This window comes from Achromobacter sp. 1L-A-4-B-C2, from assembly GCF_057291955.1.
Window position 1 is genome coordinate 553155 of record NZ_JBXAWP010000006.1, and the last position, 18967, is coordinate 572121.

20 protein-coding genes are annotated in these 18967 nt (G+C 65.8%); 19 read left to right on the forward strand and 1 reads right to left on the reverse strand.

The window, feature by feature from the left end; translation table 11 throughout:
- The first annotated feature begins 6 nt into the window (after positions 1 to 6).
- The 17 genes from AC0Z35_RS27605 (at position 7) to AC0Z35_RS27685 (ending at position 16331) form a co-directional block, all read left to right on the forward strand.
- The gene (locus AC0Z35_RS27605; RefSeq protein ID WP_046804810.1) at positions 7 to 1227 is read left to right on the forward strand and encodes an ABC transporter substrate-binding protein; all 1221 of its coding nucleotides are present in this window, start codon (positions 7 to 9) and stop codon (positions 1225 to 1227) included.
- A gap of 48 nt (positions 1228 to 1275) precedes the next feature.
- A complete protein-coding gene (locus tag AC0Z35_RS27610) occupies positions 1276 to 2136 on the forward strand; it encodes a branched-chain amino acid ABC transporter permease (RefSeq protein WP_046804809.1) in 861 nt (286 codons plus the stop codon).
- Positions 2133 to 3110 (forward strand): branched-chain amino acid ABC transporter permease, encoded by a 978-nt coding sequence (locus tag AC0Z35_RS27615; RefSeq protein WP_104144126.1) that lies wholly within the window; start codon positions 2133 to 2135, stop codon positions 3108 to 3110. Before AC0Z35_RS27610 ends, AC0Z35_RS27615 begins: the two co-directional genes overlap by 4 nt.
- Complete coding sequence (locus AC0Z35_RS27620) at positions 3103 to 3843, forward strand: ABC transporter ATP-binding protein (protein ID WP_219990704.1); 741 nt, start codon at positions 3103 to 3105, stop codon at positions 3841 to 3843. Before AC0Z35_RS27615 ends, AC0Z35_RS27620 begins: the two co-directional genes overlap by 8 nt.
- Complete coding sequence (locus tag AC0Z35_RS27625) at positions 3840 to 4553, forward strand: ABC transporter ATP-binding protein (RefSeq protein WP_046804807.1); 714 nt, start codon at positions 3840 to 3842, stop codon at positions 4551 to 4553. The genes AC0Z35_RS27620 and AC0Z35_RS27625 overlap by 4 nt, the downstream gene beginning before the upstream one ends.
- 117 nt (positions 4554 to 4670) lie before the next feature.
- The gene (locus tag AC0Z35_RS27630) at positions 4671 to 5411 is read left to right on the forward strand and encodes a GntR family transcriptional regulator (RefSeq protein ID WP_046804806.1); all 741 of its coding nucleotides are present in this window, start codon (positions 4671 to 4673) and stop codon (positions 5409 to 5411) included.
- Positions 5356 to 6633, forward strand: a complete 1278-nt coding sequence (locus AC0Z35_RS27635; RefSeq protein WP_485133084.1) for an alpha/beta fold hydrolase — start codon at positions 5356 to 5358, stop codon at positions 6631 to 6633. Before AC0Z35_RS27630 ends, AC0Z35_RS27635 begins: the two co-directional genes overlap by 56 nt.
- Entirely contained in the window at positions 6630 to 7475 is an 846-nt protein-coding gene (locus AC0Z35_RS27640) for an N-acyl homoserine lactonase family protein (protein WP_485133083.1), read from the forward strand. Before AC0Z35_RS27635 ends, AC0Z35_RS27640 begins: the two co-directional genes overlap by 4 nt.
- A 101-nt stretch (positions 7476 to 7576) precedes the next feature.
- Positions 7577 to 8002 carry a universal stress protein gene (locus AC0Z35_RS27645; protein WP_485133082.1) on the forward strand — a complete coding sequence of 142 codons (426 nt, stop codon included), beginning with the start codon at positions 7577 to 7579 and terminating at the stop codon, positions 8000 to 8002.
- 167 nt (positions 8003 to 8169) lie between these two features.
- On the forward strand, positions 8170 to 8625 hold the full coding sequence (locus AC0Z35_RS27650; protein WP_046804803.1) for a CBS domain-containing protein: 456 nt from the start codon (positions 8170 to 8172) through the stop codon (positions 8623 to 8625).
- Between the two features lie 28 nt (positions 8626 to 8653).
- Positions 8654 to 9178 (forward strand): flavodoxin family protein, encoded by a 525-nt coding sequence (locus AC0Z35_RS27655; protein ID WP_485133081.1) that lies wholly within the window; start codon positions 8654 to 8656, stop codon positions 9176 to 9178.
- 175 nt (positions 9179 to 9353) lie between these two features.
- Positions 9354 to 10442: a sensor histidine kinase gene (locus AC0Z35_RS27660; RefSeq protein WP_485133080.1), complete on the forward strand. Its 1089-nt coding sequence runs from the start codon at positions 9354 to 9356 to the stop codon at positions 10440 to 10442.
- Positions 10439 to 11092 (forward strand): response regulator, encoded by a 654-nt coding sequence (locus tag AC0Z35_RS27665; protein WP_046804800.1) that lies wholly within the window; start codon positions 10439 to 10441, stop codon positions 11090 to 11092. The genes AC0Z35_RS27660 and AC0Z35_RS27665 overlap by 4 nt, the downstream gene beginning before the upstream one ends.
- Positions 11093 to 11270: 178 nt before the next feature.
- Complete coding sequence (locus AC0Z35_RS27670) at positions 11271 to 12005, forward strand: helix-turn-helix domain-containing protein (protein ID WP_223264858.1); 735 nt, start codon at positions 11271 to 11273, stop codon at positions 12003 to 12005.
- Between the two features lie 104 nt (positions 12006 to 12109).
- Positions 12110 to 12610, forward strand: a complete 501-nt coding sequence (locus tag AC0Z35_RS27675) for an RNA polymerase sigma factor (protein WP_219990710.1) — start codon at positions 12110 to 12112, stop codon at positions 12608 to 12610.
- Positions 12597 to 13685, forward strand: a complete 1089-nt coding sequence (locus AC0Z35_RS27680) for a FecR family protein (RefSeq protein ID WP_485133079.1) — start codon at positions 12597 to 12599, stop codon at positions 13683 to 13685. Before AC0Z35_RS27675 ends, AC0Z35_RS27680 begins: the two co-directional genes overlap by 14 nt.
- 219 nt (positions 13686 to 13904) lie before the next feature.
- Complete coding sequence (locus tag AC0Z35_RS27685) at positions 13905 to 16331, forward strand: TonB-dependent siderophore receptor (RefSeq protein ID WP_485133078.1); 2427 nt, start codon at positions 13905 to 13907, stop codon at positions 16329 to 16331.
- Between the two features lie 32 nt (positions 16332 to 16363).
- Here AC0Z35_RS27685 and AC0Z35_RS27690 read toward each other — a convergent pair whose 3' ends face one another.
- On the reverse strand, positions 16364 to 17296 hold the full coding sequence (locus AC0Z35_RS27690; protein WP_104144137.1) for an MBL fold metallo-hydrolase: 933 nt from the start codon (positions 17294 to 17296) through the stop codon (positions 16364 to 16366).
- A gap of 233 nt (positions 17297 to 17529) precedes the next feature.
- On the opposite strand from AC0Z35_RS27690, the gene AC0Z35_RS27695 reads away from it, so the two are divergent.
- Positions 17530 to 18402, forward strand: a complete 873-nt coding sequence (locus tag AC0Z35_RS27695; RefSeq protein ID WP_046804795.1) for an RNA polymerase sigma-70 factor — start codon at positions 17530 to 17532, stop codon at positions 18400 to 18402.
- 135 nt (positions 18403 to 18537) lie between these two features.
- Positions 18538 to 18954, forward strand: a complete 417-nt coding sequence (locus AC0Z35_RS27700) for a cupin domain-containing protein (RefSeq protein WP_046804794.1) — start codon at positions 18538 to 18540, stop codon at positions 18952 to 18954.
- Positions 18955 to 18967 lie beyond the last annotated feature (13 nt).

An 18967-nucleotide genomic window follows, 5' to 3' on the forward strand; every position in this document is an offset into this window, starting at 1 on the left:
ACAACCATGAAAAGCTTCCCCAAACAGGCCGTGCGCCACGGGCGTCGGGAATTTGTCGCGGGGCTGGGCGCGGCCGCGCTGGCAGCCACCCTGCCGGGCCGCGCGCTGGCGGCGCCGGCCGACATCAACGTCGGGGTAATCCTGCCCTTGTCTGGCGCCAACGCGCAGTTCGGCATCAATTCGCGGCAAGGCCTGGAACTGGCCGCCGACGAGATCAATGCGGCCGGCGGCATCAAGGCGTTGGGCGGGGCCAAGCTGAAACTGATCATCGCGGACGCCACGTCCCAGCCCACTACCGCCGCCACCGTCGCGCAGCGCCTGATCACGCAGAACCGATGCGTGGCGCTGATCGGCGCCTATGCCTCGTCCTTGACCCTGGCCGTGTCCGAAGTGACCGAACGGCGTGGCATCCCGCTCTTGACCATGTCGTTCTCGGACGTGCTGACCGAACGCGGCTTCAAGCACATCTTCCAGGTGGTCTCCAAGGGCTCGGTGCTGGGCCGCGCGCAATACGACTATGCGGCCTCTGTCGTGGCCGGCGCGTCCGACATCAAGAAGATCGCGCTGCTGTACGAAGACACCGCCTACGGCACGTCGCAGGCGATCGGTGTGCGCAACGCGGCCAAGGCGGCGGGCGCGCAAATCGTGCTGGACGAGGCCTACCCGTTGGGCATTACCGACGTCACGCCACTGATCAGCAAGCTGCGCGCGTCGGACGCCCAGATCGTGTTTCCGATTTCGTACTTGAACGACAGCCTGCTGATCATCCGGGTGATGCGCCAGCAACGCCTGACGGTGCCCATCGTGGGCGGCGCGGCGGGCTATGTCATTCCCGACTTTGCCAAGGCGCTGGGGCAGTATTCCCAGGCCGTGCTGTCGATTGCGCCGGCCAACTACGACCAGGCGCCGGAATACACCGAGCGCTATCGCAAGCGCTTCGGCACCTTCATGCCGCACGAGGCGCTGGAACACGCGGTGTGCGCGGGCGTGCTGGCGCAAGCGCTTGAGGTGGCGGCGTCCGACAAGCCCGAGGCGGTGTCCAAGGCGCTGCGCGCGCAGAAGTACGACCAGGGTTGGGCGGGCGTGATGTCGGGTGGCGGCGTGCATTTTGACGCCAACGGCCTGAACACGCTGGCGCAGCCGATCATGGTGCAGTGGCAGAACAACGAGCTGGTCTCGGTGTGGCCCAAGGCGCTGGCCAAGGGCGCCGTCATCGCCGCCAGCTAGCGCGCGCCGCACACAAGCAAGCTTACGAACCAAGCACAAGGGACAGTCATGCAATTCTTGCAGGCGCTGGTGGACGGCATGTTGCTGGGCGGCGTGTACGCGGTCATCTCGATCGGGTTGACGCTGGTCTTCGGGGTGGTGTCCATCGTCAATTTCGCCCAGGCCGAGTTCCTGATGGTGGGCATGTTCGTCGCCTACTTCGCCTGGAAGCTGCTGGGGCTGGACCCGCTGCTGGGGTCCTTGCTGTCATTCGCGGTGGCCTTCGTGCTGGGCGTGCTGACGCAAAAGTTCCTGATCAACCGGGTGTTGAAGGCGCCGGCGGTGGCGCAGATATTCCTGACGGTGGGCCTGCTGATCGTCATGGAGAACCTGGCGCTGATCCTGTTCGGCTCGGAATTCCGCTCGGTGCAGACGCCGTATCAGATGACGGCGTTGGCGGTTGGCCCGATTCTGCTGAGCGCACCGTACCTGCTGGCCTTCACGGTGGCGTCGGTGGCCGGGTTGACGCTGTGGTGGGTGCTGAAGAAAACGTGGTGGGGCATGGCGGTGCGCGCCACGGCGCAGGACCCGATGGCGGCGCGGCTGTCGGGCATTTCCACGCATCGCGTGCATCAGCTGGCCTTCGGGCTGGGCGTGGGCCTGACGGCATTGGGCGGCGGCATCATCCTGCCCTACCTGACGGCGTCCACCACCGTCGGCGCGCAGTTCAGCGTGCTGATGTTCACGGCGGTAGTGCTGGGCGGGCTGGGCAGCGTGCTGGGCGCGGTGGTCGGCGGCATCGCGGTCGGCGTAATCCAGTCACTGTCGTCGCTGGTGCTGCCCATGCAGTTGCAAAACCTGGTGCTGTTCGCCATCTTCATCCTCGTCCTGGCCGTGCGCCCGGAAGGTCTTTTGAAAAGGGCTGCATGATGGCAACGACTCGACAATTCCTGCCATGGGCCGCGTTGTTTGCCGTTGCGCTGGGCGCGCCGTGGCTGATGCAAGACCAGGGCTACGGCATTCGCGTGCTGACGCTGGTGCTGCTGTTTGCCGCCATGGGGCAGTCCTGGAACATCGTGGGCGGGCTGGCCAACCAGATATCGTTGGGGCACGCCGCCTTCTTCGGGCTAGGCGCCTATACCTCCACCCTGCTGTTGCTGCGCTACGGCATTTCTCCCTGGCTGGGCATCGTGGCGGCAATGGCCGTTGCCGCGGTGGCGGGCGCGCTGCTCAGCCTGCCGACCATGCGGCTGCGCGGCCATTATTTCGCGCTGGCCACGCTGGCGTTCGGCGAGGTGCTGCGCGCGGTGGCCAACACCTGGGCATCGGTGACGGGCGGACCGGTGGGCCTGTCGATTCCGTTTGCTGAAGGCGTGGCGCAGATGCAGTTCAAGTCCAGCATCCCCTACTACTACCTGATGCTGGGCGCCGCGCTGGTCACGTCGGTGGTCTTCGCGTTGATCAGCCATTCGCGCCTGGGCTACCGCCTGCGCGCCGTGAAGGCCAACCCGCAGGCGGCGGAAGTCATCGGCGTGAACACCGCACAAACGCGCATACTTGCCGCCGTGATCTCGGCGGCGTTGATGGGCGCCTGCGGCACGCTGTACGCACAGTTCATCTATTTCTTCGACCCCGACACGGTGTTTTCGCTGGTGGGCATCTCGGTGCGCGTGGCGCTCATCTGCATCATCGGCGGCGTGGGCACGGTGGCCGGCCCGCTGATCGGCGCGCTGGTCATCATCCCCCTGGAAGAAGTGTTCAACGACTGGCTCTCGGGCCACACGGCGGGCGTATCGCAACTGGCCTTCGGGCTGATCCTGATCGCCATCATCCTGATCGAGCCGCGCGGCCTGTCGGCGCTATGGACGCGGCTGCGCAACCTGACGCGGGGCCAGCATGCCTGACATCCTGAAGGTATCGAACGTGCAGCGCCGCTTTGGCGGTTTGAAGGCCGTGGACGATGTGTCGTTCAGCGTGGCGCGCGGCGACATCCTGGGCCTGATCGGCCCGAACGGCGCGGGCAAGACCACGCTGTTCAACCTGCTGGTTGGCCTATATGCCAGCCAGGGCGGCCGCATTGAATTGGACGGTGTGGACGTCAGCGGCCTGCGCCCCCATCAGATCGCGGCGCGCGGCATGACCAAGACTTTTCAGAACGTGGCGCTGTTTCCCGAAATGACGGTGCTGGACAACGTGCTGGTGGGCGGCCTGCTGCGCCACGACGTGCCGCGCGCGCGCCAGGTCGCCCGCGACAACCTGGACCGCGTCGGCCTGTCCGCCATTGCCGCCAAGCCGGCCGGCGAGCTGTCGTTTCCCGAGCAGGCCCGGGTAGAGCTGGCGCGTGCGCTGTGCACCGACCCCAAGGTGTTCTTGCTGGACGAGGTGATGGCGGCGCTGAACGAATCCGAAATGGATGCCCTGCTGGATCTGATCCGCACGCTGCGCGACGAGGCGGGCATCACCTTCATCGTGGTGGAACATCACATGCGCGCCATCATGCGGCTGTGCAACCGCATCCTGGTGCTGTCGTTCGGCCAGAAAATTGCCGAGGGCAGCCCCGCCGAGATCGCGTCGAACCCGACGGTGATCGAGGTCTACCTGGGCAAATCCTTGGAACAGTCGGAGGCGGCGGCATGAGCCTGCTGCAGATCCAGAACCTGACGGCCGCCTATGACCGCAGCCCGGTGCTGCACGAGGTGTCGCTGGACGTGCCCGAAGGCGGCTTCATCGCGGTGGTGGGCGCCAATACGGCGGGCAAGAGCACGCTGCTGCGCTGCATATCAGGGCTGCTGGACAAGGTCAGCGGCAGCATTCTTTTCGACGGCCGCGACATCCTGCGCTTGCCGCCGCACCGCATTCCGGAACTGGGCATCGCCCACGTGCCCGAAGGCCGCCACGTCTTTCCGGACATGACGGTAGAAGAAAACCTGTACCTGGGTGGCTACACGCGCCGCCGCGACATGGCGGGCATCAAGCGCGGTTGCGACCGCGTCTACGCCCTGTTTCCCCGGCTGCTTGAACGGCGCCGCCAGGCCGCCGGCACGCTGTCCGGGGGCGAGCAGCAGATGGTGGCCTTTGGCCGCGCGCTGATGCTGGAGCCCCGGTTGTTGCTGCTGGACGAGCCCAGCCACGGCCTGGCGCCCAAGATTGTCGAGGAAATGCACCAGGCCATGATCGACATCCACCGCAGCGGGCTGACCATCTTGCTGGTGGAACAGAACACGCGCCTGGCGCTGTCGGTGGCCGAACACGCCTACGTGCTGCAATCGGGGACGATGGTGCTGTCCGGCCCCAGCGGCGCGCTGTTGGAAGACAGCCGTGTGCGCGCGGCGTACCTGGGGTTATAGCGATGGCCTGCCGGCGGGATATATTGCGTCTTTACGTTGAACCGGCGGTGCGCCGCGGCCGGGCCAAAAGCCCCTGTCGCCGCCTGCGCGCACCGCTACGCAAAGCGAGAGACAGCCATGCCCCCTAACGGCGCAGTATTTGAAAAACCGACCACCCTGCGCACCCGCGTCGAGGAATTCCTGCGCGCCTCCATCATGGACGGGCGCATCAAGGGCGGCGAACGCCTGCGCGAAGCCGAACTGTGCGAACAGCTGAACATCAGCCGCAGCACGCTGCGCGAGGCGTTGCGCACGTTGGAAGCCGAACGGCTGATTTCCATCGAACCGCATCGCGGCCCGACGGTGGTGCGCATCACCGAGAAGGCCGCGCGCGATTTGTATTCGCTGCGCGCGCTGCTGGAAGGCTTTGCCGCGCATGAATTCGCGCGGCTGGCCAGCGACGCCGACGTCGAGCGCCTGCGCAAGGCGGTGGACGCGCTGCACCGCCAGGCCAAGGGCAGCAACAAGTCGGCCTTGCTGGCGGCCAAGCGCGATTTCTATGACGTGCTGCTGTCGGGCTGTGACAACGACCTGATCAAGGACATGCTGCCCGGCCTGCTGTCGCGCATCAATCTGCTGCGCGCCACGTCCTTCGCGCGGCCGGAACGGCTGCCGGAAAGCATGGCCGAAATCGACCACATCTTCGAGCGCATCCAGGCTCGGGATGCGCCAGGCGCCCAAGCCGCCGCGCAGAACCACATTGTGAATGCGGAACGCACGGCGCTTGAAGTGCTAAGGCGCCAACAAGAGGAGACATCCACCCGTGAAGGCGATCGACCAGGAACTGAGGGCCGCGACGGCCCTGGCGCAGCAGGATAGCGAATTCATCGCGGCCACCCGGGGCCTGCCCAGCGCCATCTGGCTGCAAGTCGGCGCGCAGCCAGAGGACCGCATGCTTGCCTGGGCCGGCCAACCCGCCGCCCCGTCGCAGTGCCTGGTCATCAGCGCGCCGCCGGACACATGGCGCAAGCTGCTGCAACCCGCCCCGCCACCGGGTTATCAGTCGTTTACCGCCGCGCAACGCCAGGCCCACGGCCTGCGCGTCAAAGGCGATGCGCTGGCCATTGCGCAGGCGCTGCATGCCCTGGAACGCCTGTTCGAGATTTTGCGCGGCCAGCATGACGCGGCGCCCACCCTGCTGGACCGCAGCGCCATCGCGGGCCATTACGTCAACCTGGAGCTGGGCGGGGCTGACCGGGGCGTGAGCGACCGGGGCGCGAGCGACGGGGGCACACCCCCCACCTCTCTGTACGTGGAAACCAGCGGCCTGGCGGACGGCCCGCCGCTGTTGATGCTGCACACCGCCGGCGCCGATTCGCGCCAATATCACGCGCTGATGGCCGACGCCGAGCTTCGCCGCCAATGGCGCATGATCGCTTTTGACATGCCCGGCCACGGCCGCAGCATGCCCTTGCCCGGCCAGGCCTGGACCGAAGCGGGTTTGACCCGGGACGCGTATCTGCGCGCCTGTGTGGCGGTGATCCGCCAGGTGGTGGGCGCCCCCGCCGTCCTGCTGGGCTGTTCGATGGGCGCGGCGATGGCGCTGGTCGTCGCCGCCCGCAGCCCGGACGATGTGGCCGGCGTGGTGGCGCTGGAGGCGCCGTACCAGGCCAGCGGCCGGCGCACGCCGCTGCTGTGCCATCCCCAAGTCAACCAGGCGGCCCACAACCCGGCCTATGTGCGCGGCCTGATGGGCCCGGCCGCCACGCTGGGCGCGCGCCGGGACGCCGCGTGGATCTACTCGCAAGGCGGCTTCAACGTGTATGCCAACGACCTTTGGTTCTATAGCGAAGACTTCGATGCCGCCGAACACCTGGCGGGGTTGGACACGCGCCGCTTCGGCGTGTCCCTGTTGACGGGCGCCTACGACTATTCCGCCAGCCCGGACGACAGCCGCCGCGTGGCGGCGCGCATTCCCGGCGCGCGCTTCACCGAGATGCCCGAGCTGGGCCATTTCCCAATGGTTGAAAACCCGCAACGGCTGATGCAGTACTTGAAGCCTGAACTGGACCACCTGCGCGCCACCAGGGGAATTGCATGACGCTGCCGAACCACGAAGTCTATGCCTTGCGCTACGCCACCGTGGCGCGCCGTCGCAGCCAGAACTTCATTACCCCGCCCGACCCGCACGACGGTCCCATGCCGATGGATTATTTCGTCTGGGTCATCCGCCATGACAAGCGGGTGTGGCTGGTGGACACGGGCTTTGACGAGGCCGCCGCACAGGCGCGGGGCCGGGAGTTTTTGCGTTGCCCGATCGATGCGCTACATACCCTGGGCATCGCGCCCGCCGATATCCAGGATGTGATCGTCACGCACCTGCACTACGACCACGCCGGCAACATCCGCAAGCTGCCACGCGCCCGCCTGCACCTGCAAGAAAGCGAACTGCATTACGCCTGCGGCTGCAACATGCGCTTTGACATGCTGCGCCACGCCTATGCCGTTGAGGACGTGGTTGATGTGGTGCGTGGGGTATATGACAAGCGGGTGGCCTTCTACCACGGCCACGACGAAATCGCGCCCGGCCTGCAACTGCTGCACATCGGTGGCCACACGCAAGGCTTGCAGGCGGTGCGCGTGCATACCGCGCGCGGCTGGGTGGTGCTGGCCTCCGACGCCAGCCACTACTACGACAACATGGGCCTGGACGCGCCCTTTCCCATCGTGTTGAACGTGGCCGACATGCTGGCCGGCTATGACACGCTGCTGAAGTTTGCGGATTCCCCCGACCACATCGTGCCCGGCCACGACCCGCTGGTGCGCGTGCGCTACCCCGCCGTGGTGCAAGGCAATGCCGAGATCGTGGCGCTGCACCAGGCGCCTTTGCGCAATGCCGAATCGGGGACAAATTGCGCGCCCGCTTCCTCCGAGTCTGGTTAACAGAAAGTTGATCCCGGTCAATGGATGCACGCGCCACGGTGCAAAGATGACATGCGCACCGACGACCATCGGGCCGTGGGCGACCAAGATCTGGAGGCATCGTGAAAAACGTTTTGATCCCCGTGGACGGGTCCGCCAACGCGCTGCGCGCGGTTCACTACATGGTTGAGCACATCCGCGAATATGGCCCCTGCACCGTGCATCTGCTCAATGTCCAATTACCCATCGTGTCGGGGTCGGTGCTTGCGTTCGTATCGCAGGAAATGATCCAGGACTACTACAACGACGAGGCCAAGGCGGCATTGGCCGATGCGAAAGCGGCGCTGGACAAAGCGGGCGTCCAATATGAAGCAAGCATGCGGGTTGGACCCATTGCCGAATCGGTCAAGGCGTATGCCACCGAGCACCAGTGCGATCACATCGTCATGGGCTCGCGCGGGCTGGGAGCGGCGGGCAGCCTGCTGCTGGGGTCTGTCGCCTTGAAGGTACTGCACGCGGTCCACATCCCGGTCACGCTGGTGAACTAGGCCGACGGCTTATCGATGCCCCGGCAAGGCCGCTCATCAACTCGGCCGCCCCGCCCTTTTCGCTCGACCCTGCTTGACCCAGATCAACATTGCGGCCTGGCAGAAGGCCACTATGGAATCCACGATTCCACAGGACAGGATACGGCCCCGCCATTCCGGAGAACACCATGCTTGCGCGCGATCTCATGACCCCCGCCCCCTTTTGCGTGACCGCCAGAACCCCTGTATCGCAGATCATGCATGCCCTGCTGGACCGCGAGATCAGCGCCGTGATGGTGCTGGGCGACGACGGCGCCTTGATGGGAATCGTCAGTGAGGGCGACTTGGTCCGTCGCAAAGACAGCGGGCATCAGAAAAAGCTGGATCATTGGCTGGCGGCGCTGGCGGAAGGCGAGTCGCTGAATCTGGATTTCCTGCACAGCCTGCAACTCAGCGAGCAAACCGCCGCCAACGTGATGAGCAGCCCTGCCATCACGGTGCGGGAAACGGCCGGCGTGGCCGAGATTGCGGACGTGCTGCTCACGCATGGGATCAAGCGCGTGCCCGTCACGCGCGAAGGAAAGTTGGTGGGCGTGGTCAGCCGGCGCGACATCCTGCGCGCGCTGCTGGCTCAGGAAACATGATGCCGCTCCGGCGGCAAGGGGCCTGACCATGGGACGCATCGGCATTTTCTTTTATTCACGCACCGGCACCGGACGCATGGTGGCCCAGCGCCTGGCATCGGTCAGCGGCTGGCCCGCTTACGAAATCCGCGATGTCTCGCCGCGCGTCGGATTGCAGGGCGATCTGCGCTGCGTGCTGGACGTTCTGCTCAAGCGCAGCCCGCCGTTTCGTTACGACGGCCCCGCGCCGGACCAGTTTGAACACGTGGTGCTGATCGCGCCCGTGTGGATGCGGGCGCTGGCGGCGCCCATGCGCTCGTTCCTGACAGCGCACGGCCGGTTAATCCGGGCGTACTCGGTGATCTGCGTCATGTCCGGATATGGCGGGTTCCGCGCGGTGGACGATATGGTCCGCGCCGCGGGAGCCAAGCCTCGCTCTGTGCTGCTGTTGAAGGAGTCCGAGGTGCTGGCCGAGGAATGCGATGCGTCCCTTTGCCGCTTTCGCGAGCAGACGCTGGCTGCCCCGGGCCCGGGCGGCTGGAACGACCCGCTGCTGCCCTCGATCGACGCCTGACGCCTGCCCCTGACGCTTCGGCCGGGCGGCGTCATCGTTCATACGTACTAGTGCGCATTTCGCACTGCGCAGCGCGCATGGCGCGGTGTCGTGATGTCTATGGATTCGCGCAGTAATGTGTGCTGCAATGATTTGTCGCCGTTCAAGGCCAAGTCGGGGCTTCGCACATTTTGCAATGACGCCATCGCCTATCGCCCCGCCGCTGCTGGACATCATCCAGTCCGCTACCGAGCCGATCATCACGATCGACGAGCATCAACGCATCGTGATGTTCAACCCGGCGGCCGAACGCGTGTTTCTATGCCAGGCCCGACAGGCCATCGGCGCCAGCCTGGACATCCTGATACCCGTGCGTTTTCGCGCGATTCACGCCAAGCACGTCAGCCGATTCAAGGATACGGGCGTGTCGGACCGGCAGATGGGCCTGGGCGCGCCGCTATGGGGTCTGCGTTCCAACGGCGAAGAATTCCCGATGGAAGCGTCCATCTCGCAAACCCGGACCGACGCCGGCGTATTCCTGTCCATCTTCCTGCGCGACATCACAGAACGCCAACGCATCGACCAGGCCCTGCGCGCCTCGCGCGACGAGTTGACGCGGCTGTCCAACGCCTTGCTGCATGTGCGCGAACAGGAAAAAAAACACATCGCACGCGAGCTGCACGACGACCTGGGCCAGAGCCTCACGGCGCTGACCATGGAACTGGCCCAACTGGAAGCCGGGCTGGCGCCGGAGGACATAGGCGCCCGCGAGCGGGTGCGCGCCATGCGTCGGGTGATCAAGGCGACCTTTGCTTCGCTGCGGCGCATTGCCTCGGACCTGCGGCCCGTCATGCTGGATGACCTGGGCCTGGCCGCCGCGGTGGAATGGTTGGTCGCCAATTTTGTGTCGCGCTATGGCATCGACACCCATGCCGACATACGCATGGGGCCGGCCGAACCCTCCAAGCGTGTCGCCACGACGCTGTTTCGGGTGGTTCAGGAAGCGCTGACCAATATCGCCAAACATGCCCAGGCCACGCAGGTGCGCGTCCAGCTTACGTGCGACCAAACGCACTGCAAGCTGACGGTGCAAGACAACGGCGTGGGCGCGACGCCGGAAAGCCTGACCAAGAAGCTGCCCCTGTCGCTGGGGCTGCAAGGCATACGCGAGCGCGTGCGGCTGCTTAACGGAGAAGTCACCATCAACACCCGGAAAAAAGGCGGATTCCGGCTGCACGCCGACGTGCCGGCGCAGCATCCCGAGTCCCCATGGGAGGAATCGTGATTACCGTCATGCTGGCAGACGATCACACCTTGCTGCGGGAAGGCCTTCGACGCCTGCTGGAGCAGGCGGGCGACATCCTGGTTCAAGGCGAAGCGGCAAACGGCGTCGAAGCGATGCAGTTGCTGCGGCAACATCAGGGGGATCTGCTGGTGCTGGACATGTCGATGCCGGGCCGCGACGGCGTGGAACTGATCCGGCAAATCAAAAATGCGCATCCGACGCTGCCCATCCTTGTGCTGACCATGCATGGTGAACAGCAGTACGCCGTGCAGGCGATCAAGGCGGGGGCGGCGGGATACCTGACCAAGGACAGCGCCGCCGAAGAACTGGTGCAGGCGGTGCGAAAAGTGGCAGCGGGGGGGCGCTACCTGAGTCCCTTGCTGGCCGAGAGCATCGCATTCGAGCGGCACGGCCAGACCGGTGACCTGCCGCATTCGTTGTTGTCCGATCGCGAACTCTCCGTGTTCCGTTACCTGGCTTCCGGCCTGGACAACTCAGACATCGCGCGGCGCTTGTTCCTTAGCGTCAAGACCGTCAGCACCTACAAGAGCCGGATCCTGGTCAAGATGAGCCTGCGCAACCAGACCGACCTGGTGCGTTATGCCATCCGGCATCGCCTGATCGACGATCACGACCCGCCGGATGACTAAGTGCACCGTGTAGGAATATTCCTACGCGCGTCAGGCTTCTTCGGCGTCAACTGATGAGCCGCGCTGATAGCCGGAGGCCGGCAAGACTTCCATACTACGGTCGAGCCTGCGGGTGTGAGCAGCGCTCTGATCCTCGGACGAGGAAAGTCCCGTCGTTCCAACCTAGCGAGATGCCGCCATGGACGCTGCCCTTGTCAGTCCCAGCAACATCGCATGGCAGCCCGCCATGCCTTCCGCTTGCCAGACGTGCTCGGCCGAACGCTTCTGCCGTCCGGTGGGGCAAGCCGAACCGTCTTCCATGTTCCCCGTGAACCGTAGCCGCAAGTTGATTCATCGCGGCGAATCCGTCTACCGGACCGGAGACGCGTTGCAGAATTTCTTCCTGCTGCGTTCGGGATCGGTCAAGATGCGGGTCACCAACTCCTCGGGGCTGGAGCAGATCACCGCGTTCCCGGTTGCCGGCGCCATGCTGGGGTTGGATGGCATCGAAACGGGTCACCATACCTGCGACGCCATCGCCCTGGAAGATTCGCTGGTTTGCGTCCTGCCGTTCGCCGATCTGATGCGCAACTGCCGCGACGACTTTGGCGCGGCCCAGCATTTCAACCGTTTGATCGCCCACGACACCAACCAGTACTGCCGGCTGCTGCTGACCCTGGGTTGCATGTCGGCGGAAGAACGGGTGGCGGGCTTCCTGATCGGCATTTCCGAACAAATGTCCGCCAGCGGTTATTCGCCCATGGCCTTCACGCTGAAGATGACGCGCGAGGACATCGCCAACCATCTGGGCATGAAGGTCGAGACCGTCTGCCGGGTGTTTTCGCGGCTACAGGAGGCGGCATTGGTGCAGGTGCGCAAACGGCAACTGGAGATCCGTAACGTAGACGCGCTGCGCAAGATGAGTTGCGGTTAGCGGGTCGCGCGGCGCCGGTGCGCCGTCCATCACGCCAGCTCACCGAAAGACGCAAATGCATATTAGAATCAATAACTTTTCATTTGCCCAAGCGTTTCTCTCTCATGTCCCACCCTCCCAAGGCCAGGAAAGACTGGCTCGCCCATTACGCGGAGATGATCGGCAAATGGCGCGGGCGGGGGCACGAGGATGGCGAGGACGCCATGCACGACACCGTGGTGGGCATGCTTGAAGGCGACGTCGCGGCAATTTATGATCCCCGCGCCTACCTGTCGCGCGGCACCTCGAACCGGCTGGTCAGCAAGCATCGGCATGTGAGCACGCTGGAGATCACGTCGCTGGACGACATGGCGCGCAGCGACCACCCCGCCACGCCGCCCGCCGATGACGGCGTGCGGTTTCAGCAACTGGCCGACGAACTTACCCGCGCACTGGAAGACCTGCCCCCTAAGTGCCGGCACGTCTATCTGCGATGCCGGCTGGAAGGCTGGACGCATACCGAGATCGCGCAAGAAATGGGCCTGTCGCGCAGCATGGTGGAAAAATACATGACGCGCTCGGTGCGTCACATCAACGAACGGCTGCAACACCATGCCCCACTCTGAAACCGGCTACCCCGCACCCGGCCACGGTGGCGGCGACCCCAGGCAACCGCGCATGCCGCCGCGCAATGACGACGGCGGCAGCGATGGCGGCAGCGATGGCAGCGACGCGCTGGACCATCCCGCCGACGCCGCCCACTGGTTTGCGCGCATGCAGTCCGGCGAAGTCACCGCCGCGGACCGGCAGGCCTTCACCGCCTGGCGCGATGCCAGCCCCGACAACGACCGCGATTACCGCCGCCTGAGCGCCCAATGGGACGCCGTGCTGTCGCTGCCGCACGCGCGCCTGCGCGGCTTGATGGACGCCTCGCTGACGGCGCCCCGCCCGCCCGCGATGTCGCGGCGGCGCTTTGGCCTGCGCGTGGCGGCGGTCTGTGCGGTGCCGCTGGTGGCCGGCTTGGTGGCGGCGCCGTTCGTCTTTGACGGCAACGACACGCTGGTCAATTACGCCACGCGCAAGAATGAGCGGCGCGAGGTCACCTTGCCGGACGGCTCGGTGCTGAGCCTGAACGGCGACACTCGCGTGGCGGCCCGTTTTGGCGCGGGGGAGCGGCGCGTGGAACTGGAACAGGGCGAGGCATTTTTCGATGTGCGGCACGATACGTCGCGCCCGTTCGTGGTGGTCGGCGGGCTGGGGCAAGTCACCGTGACGGGCACCCGGTTCAATGTGCGGCGCGACAGCGACCGTTTGCAGGTCAGCGTGGAATCCGGGTCCGTGCGTTTGCAGACGGGGTCCTGGTTGCGCCGGCACGAACGCCGGCTGAGCGCCGGCCAGCAAGCCGTTGCCTACCCGGGCAGCACGTTAAGCGAGGTCGCCGCCGTCAATGTGCAGGACCTGACGGCGTGGCAGCGCGGCAAGATCATATTCAATAACGTGCCGCTGGCCACCGTCATCAGCGAGATGAACCGCTACCTGCCCCGGCCCGCCAGCCTGGACGCCCCGGCGCTGGCGCAACACCGCGTGTCCGGCATCTTCAGCGTGGACGACCCGCTGGCGATGATCGATGCGCTGCCGGCCATTGCCCCCGTCACGCTGGACCGCCAACAGGATGGCGCGATACGCATCGTGGCGCGTTGAGAGGGAGGCGCTGATCCACGGGTCAGCCGGTCCGCTGGTCCCGTAGCACGCCGGTCCTTTTGTAACGCACCTGTTACACAATAATATCGATTCTTATTCCGGTTTTCGTGGGGCTCGTGCGTCTAGATAGGAAGGGGCCGACCGCCCCAGGGCATCCCTGCCCGATTCCGTTGAAACCGGCGCGCCGTGCGGGCGCGCCTTCCACCCGAGCTACCGATCTTGAAACCCGTATCTGCCCGACCCGCTTTGCGTGTGCCCTCGCGCGTGCCCTCGCGCGTGGTTCTCAGCGCGCTTGCATTCTCGCTATCGCTTGCCTTTGGCATGGCACCCGCCGCGCACGCGCAGGAAGCCCCCGTCAGCGTCTACATTGCCGCGCAGCCGCTGGGCGACGCGCTGTTGCAGCTGGGCTCGCAGACTTCCTTGCAGATCTTCTATTCGCAGGACATTCTTGCCGGCCAGCAGGCGCGCGCCCTGTCGGGCAAGCTGGCGCCCGAAGACGCGCTGCGCCAGCTGTTGCAGGGCACCGGCATCGAGTACACGCGCAACGGCAACAACGTCACGCTGTCGCGCCCGGCCACGGCCGGCGGCACCGTGCAGCTTGAAGCGGTGACCGTCACCGCCGGCATTCTGGGCGAGCTGGCCCCGCCCTTTACCGGCGGGCAGCTTGCCACCGGCGGCAGCCTGGGCGTGCTGGGTTCGGAAGACGTGATGGACACGCCGTTCAGCACCGTGAACTACACGTCCGAACTGCTGTACGACCAACAGGCCCGCACGCTGGCCGACGTGGTGGTCAACGACGCGTCGGTGCGCACGTTGACCTCAAGCGGCGGCTTTGGCGAAGACTTCCAGATCCGCGGTTTTGCCGTGGGCAGCGGCGACGTCAGCGTGAACGGCCTGTATGGCCTGGTGTCGTCCAGCCGCGTGCCGGTGCAGATCCTGGAGCGCGTGGAAGTCCTCAAGGGCCCCGGCGCCTTCATGCGCGGCATTCCGCCCAACGGCAGCATCGGTGGCGCGATCAACGTGGTGACCAAGCGCGCCGAAGACGAACCGCTGGCGCGCGCCACGCTGGGCTACGCCAGCAAGGCCAACTTCACCGGCCAACTGGACCTGGCCCGCCGCTTTGGCGAAGACAACGCCTGGGGCCTGCGCTTTAACGGCGTCAAGCGCGGGGGTGAATCCACGTTGCGCGACGGCAAGCAAGGCCTGGACATGGGCGCGCTGGGCATCGACTATCGCGGCGCGCGGCTGCGCTGGTCAGCCGACGCCATCCACCAGGAAGACGTGATCGAGAATTTCCGCTCGCAGATCGGCTGGCAGGCCAACGTGACCGAGCTGCCCTCGCCGCCCGACGGCGACATCAACTTCTACCCCGGCACGCGTCTGTCGCAGCGCGACAGCACGATCATGTCGCGCCTGGAATATGACTTCACCGACAACCTGACCGGCCACATCGCGGCGGGCTATCGCGACGGCAAGGTGCGGCAGATTTTCCCCGTCACCGTCAACATGGCCGGCGCGCGCCAGTCGGTGGACCAGGACGGCAATTTCAACGTCATGACGACGTACTACGACTCGTACTCGAAAACGCGCAGCGGCGACGCCGGCCTGACCGCGCGCTTTGCCACGGGCCCGGTCAATCACCGCGTGACGCTGGGCGCGACCTACATGAAGCAGGAATTGGGCAACGCCTATTCCACCGGGTCGGCCATCGTGGCGTCCAACATCTACGACCCCACGCCCATTCCCGACGGCCCAGCCGTACGCCTGACGCCGCAAAAAGCGTCCGACACCACGCTGACCAGCTTTGCGCTGGCCGACACGCTGTCCTTTGCGCAGGACCGCATCCTGTTGACGGCCGGCATCCGCCACCAGATCGTGGACGTAGACAGCTACAACACCGCCGGCGCGCGCACCAGCGGCTACCGGGCCAGCGCCAACTCGCCCATCGGCGGCATCGTTGTCAAGCCGCTGCAGAACGTGTCGGTCTACGCCAACTTCACCGAAGGCCTGACGCGCGGCACGATCGTGGGCGACACCTACGAAAACCGTGGCGCCGTGCTGGCGCCCTACAAGTCCAAGCAGTATGAAACCGGCGTAAAGGTGGACTGGGACGGCAACATCATCACCACCCTGTCGCTCTTTCAGATTGCGCGCCCGTCCGGCCAGGCTGACGACAGCAACGTCTACGGCTACTTCGGCGAACAGCGCAACCGTGGCCTGGAACTGACCGGCTACGGCGAACTGGTGCGAGGACTGCGCCTAATGGCCAGCGCCGCCTTCATCGACAGCGAACTGACCAAGACGCCCGGCGGCGTCAGCCAGGGCAACCGCCCGGCCGGCGTGCCCGCCAGCACCTACAACCTGGGGCTGGACTGGGACACGCCATGGGTGCAGGGCCTGAGCCTGAACGGCCGCGCCATCCGCACGTCGTCGGTCTACTTGAACAACGCCAACACGCTGCGCCTGCCCGGCTACACGCGCTTTGACCTGGGCGCGCGCTACGCGACGCAGATCGCCGGCAAGGACGTCGTGTTCCGCGCCAACGTCGAAAACGTGGCCGACAAGAAGTACTGGCTGGCCTCGGGCTCTTTCGTGACGAACGCGGCGGGTCGCACGTATATGTTGTCGGCGTCGATCAACTACTGATGCGTTAAGGCAGACCGGGCGACGCGCGGCGATCAGAAATCCCAAATCACCGGGACCCAGCGAAACGCGTCGCCCGCCACCGCAATCCGGCCCACCGACGGAAACGGCAAGTGGGCGGCCACCAGCAGCCCACGGTTTTCCGCAAGCTCGCGGAACAGCCCGATGCGAACTTGGGCGGATACGTCGGGGTCGTGCTCAAAGCCGTTGTGCCAGTCCGGGTGGTCAAAGCCCACGGGAAACATCGCGTCGCCCGCAAAGGTCAGGCGTTCGCCGCCCGAGACCAGATCGACCACGCTGTGGCCTGGCGTATGGCCACCGGTGACGCGCACCGTCACGCCCGGCGCCACCTGGTGCTTGTCGTCGAACAGGCGCAGCCGGTCGCGGTATTCGTTATAGAACGCGGTGGCCGTGGTGCGCAGCACGTCGGGCACCGGCTTGGGCATCACCGTCTGCGAAAAGTCGGGCGACGTCCAGAACGCGACCTCGGCAGCCGCCACGTGGATGCGCACGTCCGGGCGCAGACGCTTTTTCACATCGTCCACCAGCAGGCCGCCAACATGGTCCATGTGCATGTGGGTGATGATCACGTCCGTCACGGATTCCAGCGCAATGCCCGCGCAAGCGAGCCGCTGCGGAAACAGCCCGGCACGCGGGAAGCCGGGAAACTGCCCGCCCAGGCCCGCGTCGATCAAGATGGTTTGCTCGCCGCTGCGGGCCACCATCACGTTCAGCGGCCAGTCGAACGCATCGGGCGGCATGAACATGTGGTCCAGCCAGTCCGCCAGGTCGGCGGGGTCGGCGTTGGTGGCCATCGTGGACGTGGGCAGGGGCAGTACGCCGTCACTGACGACCATCGCGTCGATGTCGCCGATGCGTACCGCGTAACGGGACGGGACCAGGTCCACGGGGGTCTGGACGCCGGCATGCGAAGGCGAGGTGGACAGGGGGGTATCGGTGCGAAACATAACGAATCTCCTAAGTGGCTGGACAGCGTAGCCATCCTAGGCGCGGCCCCGGATGCGCGGTAGCCACGCGCGGTGAAGCGCCATGTTGCGAACGGCGCACCAATCGCTGGCGGGTGGTCCGGCTTGCACACCGTTGCGCGCTGACCCATTGCCCGGCTGACCCATTGCCCCGGCAAAGTGCGGCAAAATACGCGGCTGCACGCCCCGACTTCTACCTGGCGCTTGCGTCCGACATGACCGATTCATTGCTACTTTTCGAGCGTCACCGCCCGCGCCTGTTCGCGCTGGCGTATCGCATGCTGGGCGCGGTGGCTGAGGCCGAGGACGTGGTGCAGGAAGCATGGCTGCGCTGGCACGGCGCCGACCACGCCTTGGTGGAAAACGCCGAGGCCTGGCTTGTCACGGCCACCACGCGTTTGTCCATCGACCGCCTGCGCGCGGCCAAGCTTGAACGCGCCCAGTACACGGGCGTATGGCTGCCCGAACCCATGCTGATGGCCGCGCCGTCCACGCCTGAGCAGATCCACGAATTCGCGGACGATGTGTCCGTGGCGTTTCTGTTCATGTTGGAACGTCTGTCGCCCGACGCGCGCGCGGCCTTCCTGATGCACGACGTGTTCGATGCCGATTACGAAGACATCGCCGACACGCTGGGCAAGACACAGGCAGCCTGCCGCCAGCTGGTACGGCGCGCCCGGCTGCAACTGCGCCAGGGCGCGCCGCGTGAAACCGTCTCGCGCGCGGCCCTGCACCGCTTGTTGCTGGCCTTTGCCGACGCCATGCAGCGCAGCGATTTCCACGGCTTGCATGCGCTATTAAGCGACGACGCCGAACTGATCGGCGACGGCGGTGGCAAGGCCACCGCGTTTGCGCGGCTGGTGGGCGGCAAACGGCTGGCGCAATTGTTTTACGCGGGCAAGCGCCGCTTTGGCGACGGCCTGCGCGCCGAGGTCGTAGAGATCAACGGGCAATGGACCTTGCTTCGATACATCGACGGGCAACTGGAATCGGTGCAGTCGTACGAGACGGACGGACAACGGTTGACGCGCGTGCTGGTGCAGCGCAACCCCGACAAGCTCGCGCGGATCGCAGCAGCGTTGGCATAAGGCGGTACGCGGCGATGGGGCTTTGCCGCGGCGATGGTGCGCAGCGGGCAACATGGTGATCCCTTGCGCGGCTCTACCGCCACGCCGGTCGGCACTTCTACGATGGGGCCTTGTCACATCCGCCAAGGAACGCCCATGTCGAAACTGTTCAAGCTTGCCCTGCCCCTGGCCCTGGTCGCAACCGGCGCCCTGCTGGGCAACGCCCCGGCCCAGGCCGCGCCCGCCGAACCCATCGTTACCGAACTGATGACGAAGCCGCTGCCGGACATTCCCGGCAAAGACGCCTTGATGATCACGGTCGATTACCCGCCCGGCGCGGCCGACCCGATCCACCGCCACGACGCGTACAGCTTCGTCTATGTCCTGCAAGGCAGCATCATCATGCAGGTCAAGGGCGGCAAGGAAGTCACCTTGACGCCGGGCCAGACCTTCTTCGAAGGGCCGGACGATGTGCACACGGTGGGGCGCAACGCCAGCCAGACCGAACCGGCGAAGTTCGTGGTGGTGCTGATCAAGAAAAAGGGCGCCCCCGCCTTGATCCCCGTTCACTAAGCCGCCCCCCCTG